We start from the raw sequence: 18148 nt of genomic DNA, 5'->3' as shown, positions 1-18148 counted from the left end.
TCACTTAAAAAATAAGACATAAAAAAACAGGGACATCCACCCGATTGATGTTTTCATCGTCGGCATTTTTGTCGTTGTGTAATAGGAAAAAAGGAAGTGAAATAACAAGTGAACTCATTGTTCTGCGTGGAGAACAACGGTTGTTTTTAGTTTTGGATTGCCTTGACTGAACAAGTCTGAAAAGATTGAAAAGATGAGAAATTAGATCAAAGATCGTGTTGAAGTGAACACTTCCCCGAGACGGTCTAAACGGCCGTCTCTTTTCGGGAAGGTTTCAATTATTCAAACTTCAGAACAACTTTTTTGCCCAGGGCCTGAGCATACTTTTGCAGTGTTGTCACTGAAGGATAGACGCCGCGGTTTAACTTGCCTTCTAAGCGGGCGACTGCAGGCTGGACAGTTCCCATGCGCTTGGCAACTTCCATTTGTGTGAGACCGAGTTCAAGTCGGTAGGACAGCAATTGGCGCGTCTGTTCCTTATCAAAAGTCGTAACCATAAATTTTCTCCGCTTGTTTAATTTTTGTCATTGTCATTTGGGGGGATCCGCGGTTTTTATCTTGGGTTAGCCCTTAGACAGCCCTCTATCATACAAGGCTCTAAGCCTAAAAATAAGGGGGGAGGTAGAGACAAATAGCTACTTTTTGTAAAGCTGTTACATATTGAAACATAATGGCTCTTTAAATGAAGAAAAAAGGACTCACATTCAGTAGTGAAAGCGGTGAGTGAGCTCAAAAGAGTTGCACAGAACCGCAGATGATTGCTCGAGGCCGAGGCCCCCAGAAAAACAGAGCTTCGCCTTCGATGAAGAGAATTGAGGAGTTTGAGATGTTGTTTCCGACTGTTTATGGTGAAAACCTTTTTGATGATTTAGACAATATGTTCGGTTTGACTTCTTATGAAGGAGAAGGCAGACGCGATCCGCTCTTTGGTAAGAACGCTTCTCGTATCATGAAGACCGATATTCGTGAAACGGATACAAGTTACGAGTTGGATATTGATCTGCCGGGCTTTAAGAAAGAAGACATTCAAGCCCATTTGAAAGAGGGTTATTTGACGATTACGGCTCAAAAGGGTTTGGAACGTGATCAAAAAGAAGAAAAGACAGGCCGTTACATTCGTCGTGAACGCTACAGCGGTTCCTGCTCAAGAAGCTTCTACGTGGGTGAACATATTCGCGAAGAAGATATTGATGCCAAGTTTGAAAACGGTATTCTTCAGATCAGCGTTCCTAAGAAAGCTCCTGAAGTGCCCGTTCAGAAACAAATTGCTATTAAATAACAATAAGAATTGTTTAGAAGCCGCTTGAGGCCTAAAAAACAAAATAGCCCGTGCGAAGTGACCGATTCGCACGGGTTTATTTTTGCCGAAAGCAAAAAAAGTCTTTTCCCCTTCTCCTTTAGTGTTATCTTAGAAGTAAGACGTTCATGGCTTTGTCATATTCGTTCTTCAAAATAACGGTTTAAACCGAACGGGATCTTTTTATTTTGGAGAAATTTCATGGGCAAAGCGGATGTTTCGGAAATGACTGCGACAGAGGGTCAGGGGGATGCTTCTGTCGTTTTAAAAGTAGGTGACAAGGTGGACAATACAAAAACCGAGAATAAAACATCGGCTACAAAGGCCGCTGCCGCAAAGAAAACAACAACCGCTGCCAAGCGTACTCGCAGAAGCACCACTCAAAAGAAAACAAGATCAATCCCTGAAATTAAAGCGGGGAAACCCATTGATGTAACCAATCCCGAGTTTTATCTCAACCGTGAGATCAATTGGATCGATTTTGACCGCAAGGTGCTGGAACAGGCTGAGGATAAGTCTGTGCCGCTTCTGGAACGGGTGAAGTTTTTATCCATTTTCTTTAACAATTTGGATGAATTCTTCATGGTTCGTGTTGCCAACGTTTGGAAACAGGTGCAAAGCGGCGCCGAAGCAACCGGTGCGGACAAACTTCCTCCCAGACGCCAATTATCTGAAATCGGCCGTCGCGTACGGGAATTGACTGAAGAAGCAGAAGAGCTTTGGAAAAAGGATCTGTTGCCCGAGTTAGCCAAGCAGTCCATCCGCATTGTGGACTACGCGGATCTGCCTCAGAAAAAGCGCGAAATCTTAAGTGATTATTTTGATCACGAGATTTTCCCGATTTTGACCCCTCAGGCGATTGACTCCGGTCACCCGTTCCCGCTTGTCTCAAACACCAGCATCAATTTCATCATTGAGTTGGTGAGCGAAAAAAATAAAAATGACATTCGCTACGCGCGCTTGAAGTGTCCCAACAACGTTCCGCGTTTCCTTTATTTACCGAAGGGTAAGGAAGACGTTAACGCCAAGTTGGCCTATGACTCAAGCTACAGCGAAGTCAACGTCGTTTTGGTCGAAGACCTGATAGAAGAGTGCATGGAACGACTTTTCCCGGGCTACAAAGTAAACGCCGCGGGACAATTCCGCATCACGCGCAACACGGACGGCGAAATTGAAGAAGACGAAGCCGATGACCTTTTAGCGGCGGTTCGTGATTATGTCGATCAACGACGCTTTGGCGACATCGTGCGCGTTGAAATGGGCCGTGGCATGCCGGTTCGTTTGGCTGACCTTCTGATTGAGCACCTAGAAGTGAAACCGCATCAGATCTACAAGCAAAAGATTCCGCTTGCCTTCTCTGAATTTATGAGTTTGGGCTGTATTGACCGGCCGAAGCTTCAGTACAAGGCCGATCCCACAAAGTTGGCTAAAGAGCTCGACGGGGAACGTGATTGTTTTGAAGCGATTAAAAAGCGCGACGTGGTGCTCTATCACCCCTATGATCGCTTCCAAGCGGTGTTGAATTTTATTGATCAGGCCGCGCGCGATCCTAAAGTCGTGGCTATTAAACAAACGCTTTACCGCTGTGGCAGTGACTCGCCTGTGATCCGCAGCTTGCTTGAGGCTCGCCGCCGTGGCAAACAAGTGACGGCTGTTGTGGAACTAAAAGCCCGTTTTGACGAAGAGCGCAATATCAATTGGGCCGAAGAGTTGGAACGCGCGGGTGTGAACGTTGTCTACGGTTTCGTAGGCTTAAAGATTCATGCGAAGCTTTGCCTGGTTGTGCGCCGTGAAGAAGGCGGCATTAAGCGCTATGTTCATATCGGAACGGGTAACTACAATGCCTCGTCGGCTAAGATTTATACCGACTTGGGATTGATTACGGCCGATGAAGCGATTTGCGCCGATGTGACCGATCTCTTTAACGTGATGACCGGCTGTGGTGATATCTTCACGTACAGAAAACTGTTCGTTTCGCCCAAGAGCCTTCGTCCGTCCATCACCAAGTTGATTCAGGAGGAGGTGGCCCTGCACCGTGAACATGGTAACGGTCACATCATGATCAAGTGCAATCAATTGGTGGACGGGGAAATCATCGCTGAACTCTATAAGGCCAGTATTGCCGGTGTGAAAATTGAGTGCGTCGTTCGCGGCATTTGCTGCCTGCGCCCGGGTATCCCCGGTTTGTCGGAAAATATTTCCGTCAAATCCATTGTGGGACGCTATCTGGAGCACGCCCGTGTGTACTGGTTCAATCATAATGGCGATGAGCGGATGTATATCGGGAGCGCCGATATGATGAGCCGCAACTTAAACGGCCGTATTGAAGTGCTCACGCCGATTCTTCACGAAAAGATCCGTCGCAACATTATGAATAACATCATGAGGTTGCAGTTGGCCGATACGGAACAATCCTGGATTATGGGACCGACCGGTGAATACAAACGTTTTGTTCGTCCGAAAGGCATGAAGAAAGTGGATGCTCAGAACGCCCAAAATCATTTAAAGAGTCTGTACTAACCATGTCGAGTACCAATCACCAGTATTTGAACTTGGCCGAGGAGTCGGCCAAGTCACAAGAGCGAGGCTTTGTTCGTCCCAATCCGACCGTCACCCGTGTGGGTTTTATTGATTTGGGCAGTAATTCCTCACGATTGACCGTTGTGGAGTTTGACCGACGGGGACGTGTGACGGTTTTAAATCGCGTCAAAAGTATGGTTCGGTTAGGCGAAAGGGCTTTCGAAACCAAAGAGCTTCAACCCGAAGCGATGGACAGGGCTTTAGCCTGCTTGGTCGAGTTTGCCGAAATCTGCCACTCATACGGGGTGACTGAGGTGGTGGCGGTTGGTACAGCCGCTTTGCGTGTAGCACAAAACAGTATTGACTTTGTTAACCGAGTAAAAGAGCGCACGGGTTTTGACCTGCAGGTTATTTCAGGTGATGAGGAAGCGCGTTTGATTCGGGTCGGTATTTGGGATTCTCTGCCCAAGACCAAAGATTCGTTTCTCTTTATCGATATCGGGGGCGGCAGCACCGAGGTGTCGGTTTCCTCTCGAGACAAGATCTATTTTTTGGAGTCCTTAAACATCGGTTGCGTAATGATGACCGATGCCTTTAAGGGCAACGCTCAAGGCAAAATCTCTTCGAGTGTTTTTGCCAAAATGCAGCAAAGAGCTCAGGAGAAAATTCAGCACATTCTGAAGAAAACCGAGCGCTCTCGTTTTAAGGCTGCGATTGCAAGCTCCGGGACCGCCCAGGCGCTTTTGAATTTGGCTCAAGCCAAGTTTGGAGAGGCCGGAGGGTTTCTACAAAAAGAAGCCGGCATTGAATTAAAGCGCTCGCAAATTGCCGCATTGGCTAAGTCCCTGTCGCAGATGACTTCTGCCGAGCGAGAAAAACTGCCGGGTTTAAGTCCCGCCCGTGCGCAGGTGATTGTGGGGGGAGCGGCGATTTTGCTCACCATTTTGCAAACATTGGACTTATCCAGTGTTTACGTCACACCCAATAACTTGCAAGACGGTCAGGTGGTTGACTACATTGAGCGTCATTTTGACCGTGACGGGAAAAAGGAAAATTATTGGCGAAAGAAAAGCGTTAAGCGTCTGGCCAAGCACTATCACTGCGAAAAAGCTCATGCCAAGCACATGGGCGAGGTGGCTTTGAGTTTGTTTGAACAGGCTCAAAAACTAAAGCTTTGCGAAAGCCAGCCCGGATTGCCTGAGTTGATCGGTTACGCAGCCAGACTTCATGACATTGGGATTGCGATTTCGTACGACAAGCACTACATGCACGGCGCGTACCTGATTCGTTATTGTCCTCTGTTGGGTTTTACCGAGCAAGAGGTGCTCACCATGGCTCGTTTGGTTTTCTGGCACTCCCGTCCGAGCAGTGAATTGCCGGCGTTTCTGCAAGGAGCGCCAGCCACAAAGGCTCAGAAGTGGGCCGCGCTCTGTCTTTTCATCGCCGAAAATCTGGATCGCACGCACCGTTCGTTAGCGAAGAGCCTCAAGCTTGTGAAAAAGGGCAATAATCTCACCATTGAGGTACTGTTGACTTCGCCTGCTCCCCTTGAGCAGGCCTCCATTGAAAAAATCCGCAAGCAAATTAAACGAGTATTAGGTGTGGCGATTGATTTTCGCTTCACGATCGAAGATCGTGAGTTGGAGATCATCGGGCTTTAAATCTTGGGTCTGGGTTTCAAACCGATGACTTAAGAATAGTTACTCTTTTATCTTTAAGCGGCTTAGGTGTGCAATCATCTAAGCCGCTTTGCGCTATAAAGCGAGTTTCTGTACTAGTCACCAACCGCATGGCAAGCAACGCGCACAGTTTCTCCTTCAATCACAATGTCCCGCAACTGGGGCTTTTCTTTTTTGCACCGCTCACAGGCAATGGGGCACCTCGGGTGAAACGCGCAGCCAGTTGGAGGATTGAGGGGATTGGGAACTTCCCCCTTAATCGGAATACGGGGTTTGCCGGTCATTTTCATGTCCGGAATCGCATCCAAAAGCATTTTGGTGTACGGATGTTGCGGGGACTTAAAAAGCAGCTTCTTGGGGGCTAGTTCCACCAGACGTCCAAGGTACATGACTCCCACGCGGTCGGAAATGTGATGCACGACCGAAAGATTGTGCGAAATAAAAAGATACGTCAGGCCGACTTTCTTTTGAACCGAAAGCATCAAATTGAGAATTTGTGCCTGAACGGATACATCCAAGGCCGAAGTCGGCTCGTCACAGATTAGGAAGTCAGGGTTGCTGGCCAAAGCCCTGGCAATGGAGATGCGTTGCCTTTGGCCGCCGGAGAATTGATGCGGATATTTATCGGCGTCCTCAGGATTTAATTTCACCAAGCTCATCAACTCATTGACACGGTCATCAATAGCCTTTTGATCTGTCAAAAGTTTCTGTACACGAATTGGTTCAGCGATGATGTCGCGCACGCGCCAGCGGGGATTTAAGCTTGCATACGGATCTTGAAAAATCATATTGATGCGTCGTCTGAGACTTTTTGCGAGAGCACTTTCTTTTTTGTTGTAAAGCGTGGCAAGATCAATGCCGTCAACGGTAACGGAGCCAAAAGACGGTTCATAGAGACCGCACAGCAGTTTAGCCGTTGTGCTTTTTCCGCAGCCCGATTCTCCGACTAAAGACAAAATCTCACCGCGATAGATGTCAAAGCTGACATCATCGACTGCCGTCAGGGTCATCTTGGGCGAATGATTAACCAGGCGCGTAAGCCAAGGCTCCGAGACATCAAACTGTTTGGTAAGGTGCTTTACGTGAACTAAAACCGCCTCTGTTTTTTGAGTATTGGTCATCTTATTCTCCTGCCTCTTTACCGTTTTCCATCAACCAACAGGCCACTAGATGGTTGGGGGCGGCCGTGACTAAGTGGGGACGAAGCTGTGAGCATTTCTCGCATTTATTCCGGCAACGATCGTGGAAAGCATAGCCGGCGGGAATATTGGCGAGGTTAGGCATCGCGCCGTCAATTTGATGCAAAAATTCCGTGGCTTCATTCATATCCGGAATAGCTGCCATCAGGCCTTTGGTATAAGGGTGTTTGGGGTTATGTAAGACTTCTGCCACGGGTCCAATTTCGACAATGCGACCGGAGTACATGACCGCCACACGGTTAGCCGTTTCGGCAATCACCCCCATGTCGTGCGTGACCAAAAGAATGCCCGATCCCGATTCTTTAGCAAGGCGCTTAAGCAATTCGATAATTTGCGCTTGTACGGAAACGTCAAGGGCGGTAGTGGGTTCATCGGCAATGATGAGTTTGGGTTTGGCAGCAAGTGCCAAGGCAATCACCACCCGCTGACGCATTCCGCCTGAGAACTGATGGGGATACTGATTGACGCGCTTTTCCGGGGCTGGAATGCCCGTTTGCGCTAAAAGTTCAATGGCACGCTCTTTGGCTTGGTGGGCATCAAGCGGCAAGTGCCTCATAATGGTTTCAACCAATTGATCGCCCACCGTCATCAAGGGATCTAAGGACGTGAGGGGATCTTGAAAAATCGCGCCGATCATCCGTCCTCTGACATGCGCCATTTGAGAGGCTTTGAGGTTGTCGATGCGGTGGCCGGCCACGAACACTTCACCGCCTGCGATGTGTCCCGGAGGCTCCAATAGTCCAATGATGGCAGCGCCGGTGAGCGATTTACCTGCTCCCGATTCACCGACTAATCCCAAGATTTCACCCTGAGCGATTTCAAAACTGACATCATCAACGGCAACGAGCAATCCCTTTCGAGTCGGAAATTCAACCCGCAGATGTTTGACTTCAAGTACATTGTCTGACATGTTTGAACTCCTTAACGCAGTTTGGGATTAAGCGCATCTCGCAGCCAATCACCCAGTAAATTCACCGACAAAACCAGAGCAACCAGGGCAAGTCCCGGGAAGATGGTGATCCACCATTCGCCAGAGAAGAGGAATTCATTGCCGACACGGATTAATGTGCCCAGTGATGGCGTGGTGGGCGGAACGCCCACACCCAAAAAGGAAAGCGTGGCTTCGGTAATGACAGCGGTTCCGACGTGAACGGTTGCGAGCACCAAAACTGAGCTCATGACGTTTGGCATCAAATGCTTAAAGAGAATTCTGCAAGTGCCCGCGCCAATCAGTTTGGCTGCGCTCACATAATCCTTTTGTTTTTCAACCAAAGTCTGCCCACGAACCGTCCGCGCGTACTGCACCCAACCCGAAAGGGTAATGGCTAAAATCAAAACAGGTTCAGCCAATTCGTCGTGCATTTGTTGAGAAAGACTGGCTCGAGCAATGCCATCGATTAAAAGGGCAATCAAAATAGCCGGGAAACTTAACATTACGTCGCACACACGCATGATGAATGCATCCAGCCTGCCTCCGACAAATCCTGAAATAAGCCCCAGACAGACGCCTAAAAGAAGCGACAGCACAACGGAAATCAATCCGATCTTCAGCGACAGCCTCAGCCCATAGAGCATGGTGGAAAAGAGGTCTCGGCCCTGATCATCGGTACCCAACCAATAACGGCTGTCGCCCCCGTCAGACCAGGAAGGCGGCAAGTGAGCCGACATCAAATCCAGGCCAGCCAGATCGTACGGGTTAAAAGGTGCAACGCTTTGAGCAAAAAGAGCGCAGGCCATTAAAAGCACCGTCACGATAAGAGCGATGATAGCCACGGGCGAATGTCGAAAACTCCAGAAGAGATCGCTTTCTTTGAAAGTGAATAAGGCTTGAACAATACGATTTCTCATGATGGCTCCCTTTTAGTGTTTTTTAGACAGACCGGGTTTAAGACGCGAATCAACCACGGTATAGAGCCAGTCAACAAGAAAATTAATGAGCACGAACATGAGTGCAATCAGGCACAGGTAGGCCGTCATCACGGGGATATCGGCAAATTGCACCGCTTGGATGAATAAAAGCCCCAGGCCCGGCCATTGAAAAACGGTTTCGGTGACGATGGAAAAGGCGATGATGCCGCCCAACTGCAATCCTACGATGGTGATGACTGGAATGAGCGTGTTTTTCAGGGCGTGCTTAAAGTGCACAGAGCGTTCACTCAAACCGCGCGCTCTGGCAAATTTAATGAAGTCGGAGCGCAAAACTTCCAGCATCTCGGCCCGCACCAGCCGCATGATGAGCGCCAGTTGAAACACAGACAGTGTCAAGGCCGGCAGTATTAAATGCGCCCAACCGTCAGCGGTTAAAAGCCCGGTTGTCCACCAACCGATGCTGCTTACTTCGCCTCGGCCGTAACTAGGCAGCCACCCTAACCAAACCGAGAAAACGAGAATGAACAAAATACCGATTAAAAAGGTGGGTAGGCTGATTCCCACTAAAGAAAAACCCATTAAGAAACGAGCGAGGAAACTATCTCGGTAGATGGCAACCAAAACACCGAATGTGACGCCTAAAACGGTGGCGATCACAACGCTGACCATTGCGAGCTCGAACGTGGCCGGGAAGCGATCCGCAATGAGTTCTGACACAGGCGTGGCTTGTCTCAAACTGATGCCAAAATCACCCGAGGCAGCGTTAGCAACGAAATGGAAAAACTGAACATAGAACGGATCGTTTAGTCCTAACGCCTCACGCAGCCGCTCGCGGTCAGCTTGGGTGGACTCGATGCCTAGCATCTGAGAGACGGGATCTCCCACAAACTGAAAGAGTAAAAACGCCACAAACGCTACGGTAAAAAGAACAACGGCCGCTTGAAAAAGACGTCTGATAAAAAATTCCAACATGATGAATTCTCGAAAAAGTTCGTACAACGCCGAAGCACTCATAGGCGACAACCTTTAAGGCCATCGCCCGAGCAGCTCCGACTACTTTGAGATACGCTTTTTGATCGTTTATTTAGCGGGGTGAACCACAACCGATAAAGCGTCGACTCTGTTATTGGGGGTGACTTGCGCGTCAATATTTTTGCGCATGGCCCAAGTCAGAGACTGCTCATGTAGCGGGATGTGGTAATAGTTCTCTTTTTCGAGTTTTAATGCTTCAGTGATGTAAGCCGTCCGTTTAACCTCATCAGCCTCAATTTCAGCCTTGGCAATGAGCTCGTCAATTCTCGCGTCGCTGACGCGACCAAGGTTGGCAAGTCCGGTGCCGGTCTTAGCATCAAACGTTTGAGATAGGCTCTGAAGTCCATAGAGTCCGTCAAAGGTGTTGATACCCCAAGCGACGAGGTAGGCCGAGGAGTTCAATGACAGAATTTTCGGGAAAAATTGTGAACGCGGCATCGCATTGACGCTTACCGTCAAACCGATCTTTGCCCACATGGAAGCAATGGCTTTGGTGATCGCTTCATCATTGATCCAACGGTTATTCGGTGTGTCAATGGTGAAGGAAAAGCCATTGGGGTAGCCGGCTTCGGCTAAAAGCTTTTTGGCGTGTTCCGGATCATAGGGGAAACGTTTGGCCAATTCAGGCGTCCAGCCGTTGACCGATTGAGCAATAATCGTGCCGGTCGGAACAGACTTGCCGCGCATGACGGCGCGTTGAATGGCATTAATGTCAATGGCCTCGTAGAGCGCCTGACGGACTCGTTTATCCTTGAAAGGATTAACTTTATCTTTACCGGGAACCGTGACAAAAAGAGGCTTATCGGTAAATTGATCCAACGTGATCAGCACCACGCGGTTTTCAGAGCCGGTCCTGACCGTAATATCGCTGTTGCGTTCAAGTCGGGCAATGTCTTGCGTGGGCGGGTCTATGACGAGGTCAACTTGACCGGATAAAAGCGCGGCCGTGCGAGTGGCGTTTGAAGAAATCGGCGTGTATTCGATTCGCGTGACATTGCCGGTTTTATTGGCCTTATTCCACCAGTTCGGGTTTTCAACAAACACGGTCTTGACATCCACTTCCCGGCTTTCCAATCTAAAAGGTCCGGTGCCGTTGGCATGTCGCGCCATAAAGGATTCTTCCTTGGCACTTGCATTTTGAGGATGAAGCGCTCCGTGTGCTTTTGCCCATTCGTAATTGATGATTCTCACATCAATTAACTGACGGAAAAAGACAGGAGATGCTGAAACGGTTTCCACCAATACCGTGTAATCATCAAGTGCCTTGGCACTTTTAATGCCAAGCATATTGTTTTTGAATTGACTGCTGGGTTCAAGCGCGCGATTTAAGGAAAAAGCCACGTCTTTGGCGGTGAGCGTTTGACCCTCATGAAATTTCACCCCTTTTCGGATATTGAGAATCCAGCCGGTGTTGTCATCGTTGCGCTTCCAAGATGCGGCTAACCAGGGGATTACTTTCCAGTTCTTATCGTAAGCAAATAAAGAATCGTACAAATAACCTGTTGCCGCCGAATTCAAGGACTCATTTTGACTGTGAACGTCAAACGTGAGAAAGTCGCCTTGACTGGCAAAACGCAGGGTCTCGGCCTGCGCGCTTCCCAGCATGCTCGCTAGGATCACAACAAGTAATTTTTTACACATAACGATCTTCCTTTGCTTACTTGGGGTCTAAATCGTTAGACCTTGGAATAATTGTGCATTAGAGAAACGTTTGAGGTGAATAAGCAAAACAAACTATTTTCCCAACAAAATCAAGGGGAAATAAGCTATTGACCGTATGTTTTGGAAGAAAAAATACTTTTAGATGAAGCGATTGACGATTGGATGATTCTATTGGTTGATCTTTTTTTGGCTACGTTCCTGCTCCAATTCTTCAACCACACGACGAGAGGTACGGCTGACGGATTGTTTCTGACAACGGGAGGTGAAAACGGACACACCGCCCATGAGGCCTGCCACAACGTAAAAGACTGCGCCCGCTCCGATGAGATTGCCCGCGCCGCCGAATATGATCGGAAGGGTTGTGTGGCAGAGGTTAATGAGCATGGTGCGAAGCCCTAACGCCTCACCCGTGCGTCCGGGAGGCGACTCCGTATGAATAAGGCTCATGACGTTGGGCTGCGAAGAACCCAAGGCCATGCCGAGCAAGAAGGCCACGGCCGAGAGCATGTAGAAATTGTTAAATATCGGAAAGAGTGCGTAGGAGGCCGCTCCGAGCGCAAAGGCACAGGTAATGGTTTGCCATTCGGTGAGATGTCTGGCGATGATCGGCATAAAAAGCCGAACAAAGAACGTTGCTGCGGCAAAGACCCCTAAAATCCAACCGACTTCACTGGCGCTCAATCCGATTTCAGTGCCGTAAACCGGAATCATAAAGCTTTGAAGATCCCAGGCCATTGACATAAAGGAGCTCGCTATCAGGACGTTTCTGACGTGCGGAATCCCCATCAGTTCAAAGTTGCCTTTGCGTTTGACGACTTTAGTACGGTTCCACGAAGAAGGCAGTTTGGAGCGAATAAAAAGAACAAAGGCGAGCAGACCTAAGACAACGGCAGAAAGTGCCAAGGTGTAGGCACTCTGAAAGCCCAAGTGGTCAATAAGGTAGCCGCTTGCGATCGGCGCGCTAAGGTTTGCCGCCGAGTAGCCCATTGCCAAAAAAGCAAAATTATTGGTTCGGCTTTCGGCTTTGGAGAGGTGGCCCACCAATTGCTGATTGGTCATTTGCACCAACATAAAGCCCAAACCGTTAATCATGCAGGCGGCAAATAAAGGCCAAAGACCAAACGTTTTGACATCGAAGGCAAGCGGCAGGAAAGCTGCCACGCTCATGATGGCAATGCCGATTAAAACAGGTTTTTTGGGGCCGACTGAATCAATCCACTGACCGGAACGAATAGCAAAAAGAGCCGGAACGAAAGCAAAAAGCGCCATCATGATGCCCACCTCAAGAGCGCTTGCTTGCTCATAGAGCGCATCAAGCGAGCAGCTTACGCGGTTGGAGACACAACCGATTTGAACCACAACGGTGAGCAAAATTACCTTAATGATGGTGGGAGACATCAATTTTTTTCCGGTCAATAAAGCAAAGCCACAGCGGTTGACGGCCACTGTGGCTTCGTTTCAGCTGATGAATCTAGATGATTATGCTAACTATTTGCGGATAATCAACAGAGGCACATCAGCGATAGAGGCGATACGCGTGGCGGTAGAACCCATGACGGCAGCCTTAAAGCGACCGTAGCCGTGAGAACCCATCACCAAAATGTCAAGGTGACGCTTTTTGCAGTAGGCGGCAATTTCATCGCCCGGGTTACCAACCAAGCACACTTCTTTGGGTTTGACGCCGGCTTTTTCGAAAAGCGGCAACACCGGATCAATGGCTTCGGCAAATTCGCTCTTTTGCAACTCGACCACTTCGTCTTCAGACAAAGCGGGCAGTGCCATGCCGGTCATATCAGGCATAACGGCACCGGCGTAGTCACTCACGGTATTGATCAAGTGGATCTTGGCGCCTTGACCGCCGAAGAGGTCTAATTGCTTGATGGCGTACTTCACAGCGGCCGTACCGAACTTGGAACCGTCCACAGCGATGCCTACGCTTAACGCATCGGTTTGCGGAGCTTCTTTGTCACGCAACATCAAAAGCGGCACTTTGGTTAAGGCCAAAACAGCGTTTGTGACGGAACCGAAAAGCAAACCCTTCAAAGCGGAGCGACCGTGAGAACCCATGATCAAGAGGTCGGCCTTCATTTCTTCGGCTACTTTGGCGATTTCTTCAGCGGGCGTACCCACCTTGGCGATTTCTTCGGCAGCCATCTTGGCTTTCTTCAAAATCTTGCGGGCGGGCTTAAAGGCTTTTTCGCTTTCGTCCTTGTAATAGTCATCGAGTGCCTCGCGGCTCACGAGTCGGCTCGCACGGGCGGGCAGGGGAGCCTGCACATTTAATAAAACAATATGCGGTTCATGGCCGATCAACGTCGTACGACTGGCAACGAATGCCACCGCGTTGTCACTATAAACACTGCCATCTACGGGAATAAGGATTTTCATAAAACATCCTTTTATAAGAATGGAAAAATAGCCGTTCGGTTGCGTGCGAAGAGATACAGCGCACCGAACCCTCAAGCCCAAGCCCATCAGGGCTCGCGAGCAAGTAGAACCGGAGAACGAAATTTATCTTCAATCTCCTTACAATCACTTTAGCGCCATTTGGGGTTAAGCGCTAGCCCCGTGAGCCCATATTGTGCTTTTTATCAATCTCAGACCATGAATACTAGTGATAAACGACGTTTTGGCGGCATAAGTCGTCTTTTTGGCCCGAAGGCTTTTGAAATTCTCAATCACTCCCATGTGGTAGTGGTTGGCGTGGGCGGTGTCGGCAGTTGGGTGGCAGAGGCTCTTGCCCGAACAGCTGTCGGTCACATCACATTAATCGATGGCGATACTGTCGAAGAGAGCAACACCAATCGCCAGCTTCCGGCGCTTAACGGAACTTACGGTCAAAAAAAAGTTGAGGTGCTTGCCCGAAGACTTCAGGCGATTAATCCGGAAGCACGTATCGATATCGTTGACCGCTTTGTTGGTGAGGACAATTTTGATGAACTGATTCCCGCCTGTGATACGATTATTGATTGCATTGATTCCCTGTCAGCTAAAACTTTTTTGGTGGCCAAAGCTTCTCAAAAAGCACGTATTGTGCTCACTAGCGGCGGAGCGGGTGGCAAAGTCGATGCCTCGCGGGTGAGTTTTGCCGACATTGCTTATGCAAAAGGCGACTCGCTTATTGCTGCTATGCGCACTAGGCTTAGAAAAGAGTATGGCTTCCCGAAAGTAAAGTCAGGCGAAAAACCGAAGGCTTTTGGCATCGGAGCCGTCTATAGTGATGAATCTGTCCGAGGCAGTCAAGACGGTGGCGAAGGATTCGGTGTTTTTATGGCTGTGACAGCCACCTTTGCCATGAGATTGACTCAAGCTTGTATTGAGCAATTGCTGCATGAGTACAAGCAATAACTTAGAAAATCGGACTGAACGGTTATTCAATCTTTCGGTAACTGACAAAGCGCAAACTATTTTGATGAAAAAACGCCTACACTAAAAGTGAAAAGAGTACGCGTAGATGTACCTGGAGAGTGTATGTATAAGAAAATTCTTGTTCCGATTGACGGCAGTGAGCTGTCCTATATGGCTGTGGCAGGAGCCGCATCGTTTGCGAAAAACCTTGGCGCAGAAGTGTATGTGTTGACGGTGATTGAGCCATACTCCTATACGAATTTAAGCGAATATCGTCCTGAAAGCATTGAACAGTACGATCAACGCGTCAAAGATCAGGCTAAGGAACGTCTTGAAAAGGCCCGCGCCTACTTTGACAAAGCCGGTGTGAAGGCAACCATCTGCTCTAAAAAGAGTTTCTCGCCCTCGGAAGCCATTATGGACGTGTGCGATGAGCTTGACTGCGATTTGATCTTTATGGCCAGCCACGGTCGTAAGGGTTTGGCAGCGGTGCTGTTGGGCAGCGAAACCCAGAAAGTGCTCACGCACTCCAAAGTGCCGGTAATGGTCTATCGTTAAGATTATTCAGACAAAATCGGTACAATTAGGTACCGTTATTTCAGCTGAAATAACCTCGTGCGTTGCCTGTGTTTGACGGGCAGCACGGGGTTTGTTTTTTAAGGATTAAAAAATGGCCGATCTCGACCAAATGAATGTTCAAATGGATGTGAGCGCCTTGGTGCGTGAGGAAATCATTACCGATCGAAAAATCGGTACGATCCGTGTGTTAACGCCGGTGACCGTTGACGGAACCCGTGACTTTGCTCGTGATGTTGTCTACATGGGTGAAACACAGATCATGACTCAAATGGGACCTTTGCCGATTTCGTTCCAAATCAAGGCCGCCACGCTCGAAGAAGCTGTCAAAGGTTATGGCGAAGCGGCCAAGGCCGGTGTTCAAGAAACCATCGCAAAACTCGAGGAAATGCGCCGTGAAGCCGCCAGCAAGATCGTGACTCCGGGGGACGCCGGTTTCGCAGCGGCGGCAAGCAAAATTCAAATGCCTTAATAACTTGGATAAAGCTCATGACAATTGAAGGATTTACTCGTGCGCAAATGGCAGAGCTACCGTCACGCCTATTGCGGGATGGTCGTGCAGCCAACGCACGTGTGACTTGTGTGACCTGGCAGGGGCGTGAGTGGACAGTTAAAGATTTCTCTCCCCGCAACTGGTGGGTGAGGACGTTTTTGGCTCCGTTTCTTTTGGGCCATGAGTTCAAGATCCTTCAGAAGTTAACCGGAGTGGCCGGCGTTGCCAGTGACTCTTTTGTAATTGACCGCCATGCCATTGCCATCGCCTTTTTGCCGGGTACGCCTTTGGGCAAAAAAGATCCTGCGGAAATTTCCACTCAATTTCTAGAAGAGATGGAAACGCTTTTGCAAGGTGTTCATGATCGGGGTGTTGTGCATTTGGATACCAGAGGCACAGGCAATTGGCTTGTTTCACCTGAGGGCAAGCCGTTACTAATTGATTTTCAGGCGTCGCTGACCACCGGTTGGATGCCCGCCTCCTTGCGCCGCATTATCGAATTAGTCGATATGAGTGGCGTATACAAGAAGTGGAAAGAGTGGCAGCCGCAAACCATGGGTGAGGACCGCCAAGCACTCTATGAGGAAGCGCTTTACTGGCGACGCAAATGGGTGTTTGAGGGCTACTTTGGCAAGAGAAAACGCCGTCGCGCGAGAAAAAAGCGCAAATATTAATTTTTTGGTAGGCAACCTCTAAGGGGCTGCCTATTTTCAACTTTTCTTATAGGTATCGGTACCGTTATGGCACAGTACGTATTTACGATGAACCGCGTCGGAAAGATAGTTCCACCGAAGCGGCAGATTTTGAAAGACATCTCCTTGTCCTTTTTCCCGGGAGCAAAGATTGGTGTTTTGGGTTTAAATGGCGCTGGAAAATCAACGCTTTTAAAAATTATGGCCGGTGTCGATACGGACATTGAAGGTGAAGCCCTGCCGATGCCCGGTATCAAAATCGGTTACTTGCCTCAGGAACCCCAATTGGATCCCAATCACACGGTGAAAGAAGCGGTGGAAGAGGGGCTAAGCGAAATCCTCAATGCTCAAAAGCGCTTAGACGAAGTGTACGCGGCATATGCTGATCCCGATGCTGATTTTGATGCTCTGGCGGCTGAACAAGCTAAACTTGAAGCAATCATCAATGCTGCGGGAACCAATGCCGAGACGCAAATGGAAATTGCGGCAGATGCTTTGCGCTTGCCGCCATGGGACGCCAAGATTGAACACCTCTCGGGTGGTGAAAAGCGTCGTGTGGCGCTTTGTCGCTTACTTCTTTCTCAGCCAGACATGCTGTTACTGGATGAACCGACCAACCACTTGGATGCTGAAAGCGTGGAGTGGCTTGAACAGTTCCTTCATCGCTTCCCCGGAACGGTTGTGGCGGTTACGCACGATCGTTACTTCTTGGATAACGCCGCTGAATGGATTTTGGAATTAGACCGTGGTGAAGGTATTCCTTGGAAGGGCAATTATTCTTCTTGGTTAGACCAAAAAGAAAAGCGTCTTGAAATTGAAAAGCGTCAGGAAGACGCACGTATGAAGGCGATTAAGCACGAATTGGAATGGGTGCGCCAAAACGCCAAGGGTCGTCAGGCCAAGAGTAAAGCCCGTTTGGCTCGTTTTGAAGAAATGTCGAGCTACGAATACCAAGCACGCAATGAAACCAATGAAGTCTTTATTCCGGTGGCTGAGCGCTTGGGCAACAACGTCATTGAATTTAAGCACGTAAGCAAAGGTTTTGGTGATCGACTCTTGATTGATGATCTGAGCTTTAAGATCCCGCCCGGAGCAATTGTGGGCGTGATCGGTCCGAACGGTGCCGGTAAGTCCACCCTTTTTAAGATGATTCTGGGTAAAGAAAAACCCGATAGCGGTGAGATTGAAATCGGTCAAACGGTCAAAATCAGTGCCGTGGATCAAATGCGCGACTCTCTTCCCAATGACAAGACTGCTTGGGAAGCGGTAAGTGACGGTCAGGATATCCTTCAAGTCGGTAAATTCCAGATGCCTTCGCGTGCTTACCTCGGACGCTTTAATTTTAAAGGCGGCGATCAGCAGAAATTGGTCGGTGCGCTTTCTGGCGGCGAACGTGGTCGTCTGCATTTGGCAAAGACTCTGTTGGCTGGCGGCAACGTATTGCTTCTTGACGAACCATCAAATGACCTAGATGTTGAAACACTTCGAGCCTTAGAAGATGCACTCTTAGAATTTGCCGGCTGCGCCATGGTGACGTCCCACGACCGTTGGTTCTTAGACCGTATCGCCACGCACATCTTGGCATTTGAAGGTGATTCCAAAGTGGTGTTCTTTGACGGTAATTACACGGAGTACGAAGCGGATAAGCGTAAGCGTCTTGGTGAAGAAGCGGCAAGACCCCACCGTTTGCGGTTTAAACCTTTGAAGCACTAATCGGTTTTAGTTTTGCCATCCTCCTCGCCGTGAACGACGAGGATTCCCTACGGTGTCAGTGGCTTGCG

16 protein-coding genes are annotated in these 18148 nt (G+C 49.0%); 8 read left to right on the top strand and 8 right to left on the bottom strand.

Features of this window, described 5'->3' with window-relative positions; all coding sequences use genetic code 11:
* Positions 1-278 precede the first annotated feature (278 nt).
* Complete coding sequence (locus M3080_RS09030; protein ID WP_022472407.1) at positions 279-497, bottom strand: helix-turn-helix domain-containing protein; 219 nt, start codon at positions 495-497, stop codon at positions 279-281.
* A 329-nt stretch (positions 498-826) separates the two neighbouring features.
* On the opposite strand from M3080_RS09030, the gene M3080_RS09025 reads away from it, so the two are divergent.
* The 3 genes from M3080_RS09025 (at position 827) to M3080_RS09015 (ending at position 5478) form a co-directional block, all read left to right on the top strand.
* Positions 827-1279, top strand: a complete 453-nt coding sequence (locus M3080_RS09025) for an Hsp20/alpha crystallin family protein (protein ID WP_022472406.1) — start codon at positions 827-829, stop codon at positions 1277-1279.
* A gap of 219 nt (positions 1280-1498) precedes the next feature.
* A complete protein-coding gene (ppk1, locus tag M3080_RS09020; protein WP_249092800.1) occupies positions 1499-3817 on the top strand; it encodes a polyphosphate kinase 1 in 2319 nt (772 codons plus the stop codon).
* Between the two features lie 2 nt (positions 3818-3819).
* Complete coding sequence (locus M3080_RS09015; RefSeq protein ID WP_249092799.1) at positions 3820-5478, top strand: Ppx/GppA phosphatase family protein; 1659 nt, start codon at positions 3820-3822, stop codon at positions 5476-5478.
* A 113-nt stretch (positions 5479-5591) separates the two neighbouring features.
* On the opposite strand, the gene M3080_RS09010 is transcribed toward M3080_RS09015, so the two are convergent.
* From M3080_RS09010 to M3080_RS08980, 7 genes are all read right to left on the bottom strand, one after another.
* The gene (locus M3080_RS09010; RefSeq protein ID WP_022472403.1) at positions 5592-6617 is read right to left on the bottom strand and encodes an ABC transporter ATP-binding protein; all 1026 of its coding nucleotides are present in this window, start codon (positions 6615-6617) and stop codon (positions 5592-5594) included.
* A 1-nt stretch (position 6618) separates the two neighbouring features.
* A complete protein-coding gene (locus M3080_RS09005) occupies positions 6619-7605 on the bottom strand; it encodes an ABC transporter ATP-binding protein (RefSeq protein ID WP_249092798.1) in 987 nt (328 codons plus the stop codon).
* An 11-nt stretch (positions 7606-7616) separates the two neighbouring features.
* Positions 7617-8543, bottom strand: a complete 927-nt coding sequence (locus M3080_RS09000) for an ABC transporter permease (protein ID WP_022472401.1) — start codon at positions 8541-8543, stop codon at positions 7617-7619.
* A 12-nt stretch (positions 8544-8555) separates the two neighbouring features.
* A complete protein-coding gene (locus M3080_RS08995; RefSeq protein WP_249092801.1) occupies positions 8556-9536 on the bottom strand; it encodes an ABC transporter permease in 981 nt (326 codons plus the stop codon).
* Positions 9537-9644: 108 nt separating this feature from the next.
* Positions 9645-11237, bottom strand: coding sequence for an ABC transporter substrate-binding protein (locus M3080_RS08990; RefSeq protein ID WP_249092797.1), 1593 nt, complete (start codon positions 11235-11237; stop codon positions 9645-9647).
* Positions 11238-11426: 189 nt separating this feature from the next.
* Complete coding sequence (locus M3080_RS08985; RefSeq protein ID WP_249092796.1) at positions 11427-12656, bottom strand: MFS transporter; 1230 nt, start codon at positions 12654-12656, stop codon at positions 11427-11429.
* Between the two features lie 90 nt (positions 12657-12746).
* Positions 12747-13646, bottom strand: a complete 900-nt coding sequence (locus tag M3080_RS08980) for a universal stress protein (protein WP_249092795.1) — start codon at positions 13644-13646, stop codon at positions 12747-12749.
* Positions 13647-13862: 216 nt separating this feature from the next.
* Here M3080_RS08980 and M3080_RS08975 point away from each other — a divergent pair, with 216 nt between their 5' ends.
* From M3080_RS08975 to ettA, 5 genes are all read left to right on the top strand, one after another.
* Positions 13863-14606, top strand: a complete 744-nt coding sequence (locus tag M3080_RS08975; RefSeq protein WP_249092794.1) for a tRNA threonylcarbamoyladenosine dehydratase — start codon at positions 13863-13865, stop codon at positions 14604-14606.
* A gap of 123 nt (positions 14607-14729) precedes the next feature.
* Complete coding sequence (locus tag M3080_RS08970; RefSeq protein WP_249092793.1) at positions 14730-15164, top strand: universal stress protein; 435 nt, start codon at positions 14730-14732, stop codon at positions 15162-15164.
* Positions 15165-15276: 112 nt separating this feature from the next.
* A complete protein-coding gene (locus M3080_RS08965; RefSeq protein ID WP_022472394.1) occupies positions 15277-15654 on the top strand; it encodes a hypothetical protein in 378 nt (125 codons plus the stop codon).
* Between the two features lie 17 nt (positions 15655-15671).
* On the top strand, positions 15672-16349 hold the full coding sequence (locus M3080_RS08960) for a protein kinase family protein (protein ID WP_249092792.1): 678 nt from the start codon (positions 15672-15674) through the stop codon (positions 16347-16349).
* A gap of 66 nt (positions 16350-16415) precedes the next feature.
* Positions 16416-18080, top strand: a complete 1665-nt coding sequence (gene ettA, locus M3080_RS08955; protein WP_249092791.1) for an energy-dependent translational throttle protein EttA — start codon at positions 16416-16418, stop codon at positions 18078-18080.
* Positions 18081-18148: the final 68 nt, after the last annotated feature.

It is taken from the genome of Parasutterella secunda (assembly GCF_023336895.1).
GTDB classification, from domain to species: Bacteria; Pseudomonadota; Gammaproteobacteria; order Burkholderiales; family Burkholderiaceae_F; genus Aphodousia; species Aphodousia faecalis.
This window is presented reverse-complemented; position numbering and strand designations above follow the sequence as displayed.

Bases quoted from the DNA above. Each gene is read 5' to 3' on its own strand.
- M3080_RS09015 (WP_249092799.1), top strand. From the start codon at position 3,820: ATGTCGAGTACCAATCACCAGTATTTGAACTTGGCCGAGGAGTCGGCC.
- M3080_RS08965 (WP_022472394.1), top strand. From the start codon at position 15,277: ATGGCCGATCTCGACCAAATGAATGTTCAAATGGATGTGAGCGCCTTG.
- M3080_RS08985 (WP_249092796.1), bottom strand. From the start codon at position 12,656: ATGTCTCCCACCATCATTAAGGTAATTTTGCTCACCGTTGTGGTTCAA.
- M3080_RS09010 (WP_022472403.1), bottom strand. From the start codon at position 6,617: ATGACCAATACTCAAAAAACAGAGGCGGTTTTAGTTCACGTAAAGCAC.
- M3080_RS09025 (WP_022472406.1), top strand. From the start codon at position 827: ATGTTGTTTCCGACTGTTTATGGTGAAAACCTTTTTGATGATTTAGAC.
- M3080_RS08960 (WP_249092792.1), top strand. From the start codon at position 15,672: ATGACAATTGAAGGATTTACTCGTGCGCAAATGGCAGAGCTACCGTCA.
- M3080_RS09000 (WP_022472401.1), bottom strand. From the start codon at position 8,543: ATGAGAAATCGTATTGTTCAAGCCTTATTCACTTTCAAAGAAAGCGAT.
- M3080_RS08995 (WP_249092801.1), bottom strand. From the start codon at position 9,536: ATGTTGGAATTTTTTATCAGACGTCTTTTTCAAGCGGCCGTTGTTCTT.
- M3080_RS08975 (WP_249092794.1), top strand. From the start codon at position 13,863: ATGAATACTAGTGATAAACGACGTTTTGGCGGCATAAGTCGTCTTTTT.
- M3080_RS09005 (WP_249092798.1), bottom strand. From the start codon at position 7,605: ATGTCAGACAATGTACTTGAAGTCAAACATCTGCGGGTTGAATTTCCG.
- M3080_RS08990 (WP_249092797.1), bottom strand. From the start codon at position 11,237: ATGTGTAAAAAATTACTTGTTGTGATCCTAGCGAGCATGCTGGGAAGC.
- M3080_RS09030 (WP_022472407.1), bottom strand. From the start codon at position 497: ATGGTTACGACTTTTGATAAGGAACAGACGCGCCAATTGCTGTCCTAC.
- ppk1 (WP_249092800.1), top strand. From the start codon at position 1,499: ATGGGCAAAGCGGATGTTTCGGAAATGACTGCGACAGAGGGTCAGGGG.
- M3080_RS08980 (WP_249092795.1), bottom strand. From the start codon at position 13,646: ATGAAAATCCTTATTCCCGTAGATGGCAGTGTTTATAGTGACAACGCG.
- ettA (WP_249092791.1), top strand. From the start codon at position 16,416: ATGGCACAGTACGTATTTACGATGAACCGCGTCGGAAAGATAGTTCCA.
- M3080_RS08970 (WP_249092793.1), top strand. From the start codon at position 14,730: ATGTATAAGAAAATTCTTGTTCCGATTGACGGCAGTGAGCTGTCCTAT.